This is a genomic window from Pseudomonas sp. SDO55104_S430, assembly GCF_054070595.1.
Genome location: NZ_JBSVXG010000461.1, coordinates 1 through 1521, shown reverse-complemented (window position 1 = coordinate 1521; position 1521 = coordinate 1). Strand labels below are relative to the sequence as shown.

General features: G+C 62.6%; 1 protein-coding gene. It reads left to right on the top strand.

The genetic code is table 11. The features are described from left to right. The first annotated feature begins 133 nt into the window (after positions 1-133). Complete coding sequence (gene pssA / locus ACW9JE_RS30675; RefSeq protein ID WP_457434900.1) at positions 134-1477, top strand: CDP-diacylglycerol--serine O-phosphatidyltransferase; 1344 nt, start codon at positions 134-136, stop codon at positions 1475-1477. The last annotated feature ends 44 nt before the right edge of the window (positions 1478-1521 follow it).

The window sequence follows — 1521 nt, the reverse complement described above, 5'->3', positions numbered from 1 at the left end:
CCCACAATGGAATGCATTTCAAATGTGGGAGCGAGCCTGCTCGCGATAGGGGCAAAACAGACACCGGGAAGACCCCAGCCAATCCATGGTGTAAGCTCTCAACCTCTCTGGATGCGACCCGATTGCGAGCCCTATGCCGTTGCTTTTCAAACGCTCCCTGCTGCCAAAACTGCGCAGTTTCCCGCTGACCGCCGATGCCGTCACCATCCTCTCCGGCGCTGCCGAGTTCCGTCGTTGCCTGCTGGAAAAAATCGCCAGCGCCACCCAGCGTATCTACATCGTCGCGCTGTACCTGCAACAGGATGAGGCCGGTCAGGAAATTCTCGATGCCTTGCACGCCGCCAAACTGGCCCGTCCCGAACTGGAAGTGGCGGTGGTGGTCGACTGGCTGCGCGCCCAGCGCGGGCTGATCGGTGCGGGCAAACAGCCGGGCAACTCGGCCTGGTATCAGGAAATGACCCGTACCCACGCCAGCGAAGTGCCGGTGTATGGCGTGCCGGTGCAGACCCGCGAGCTGTTCGGCGTGCTGCACCTCAAGGGTTTCATCATCGACGACTGCGTGATCTACAGCGGCGCGAGCCTGAACAACGTCTACCTGCACAAGTTCGACAAGTACCGCTACGACCGTTATCACCTGTTGCAGGACCGCACCCTGGCCGATTCGATGCATCATCTGGTGCAGCACGGCCTGGTGGCGTCCCGGGCAGTGCATCGCCTGGATCTGCCGAACCTGCCGACCACCCGCAGCCTGCGCAACGACATCGGCGATCTGCGCAGCCGCCTCAAGCATGCGGCCTACGACACCACCCAGGGCACCACCGACAAGACCGGCCTGTCGGTCAGCCCGCTGCTGGGCGTGGGCAAGAACAATCCGTTGAGCCGGGTGATTGGCGAGTTGATCGCCAGCGCCCAGCATCAGCTGACCATCTGCACACCGTACTTCAACCTGCCGCTGGCGGTGACCCGGGAGATCAACCGGGCGCTGGCCCGTGGGGTGAAGATCGATATCGTGGTCGGCGACAAGACCGCCAACGACTTCTACATTCCGCCGAGCGAGCCGTTCAAGGTGATCTCGGCGTTGCCGTATCTCTACGAGATCAGCCTGCGCCGCTTTGCCAAGCGCCATCAGCGCAACATCGACAGCGGTCAGTTGAACCTGCATCTGTGGAAGGACGGCGACAACACCTACCACCTCAAGGGCATGTGGGTCGACAAGCGCTACACCTTGCTGACTGGCAACAACCTCAACCCGCGGGCGTTCCGCCTGGACCTGGAAAACGCCTTGCTGATCGACGATCCCAAGGGCGAACTGCTGGAGCCGCGCGCTGCGGAGCTGGCGGAGATTTTCCAGCACACCTCGCGCATCGGGCGCTTCCAGGATCTGGAGACACTGCCGAACTATCCGGCGGGCGTGGCCAAGTTCCTCAAGCGCGTGAGCCGCGTGCGTATTGAGCGGTTGCTTTACCGCATCCTCTGACACCCCGTTCGCCTGCGACCGCCCCCGATCTGTAGGAGCACGGC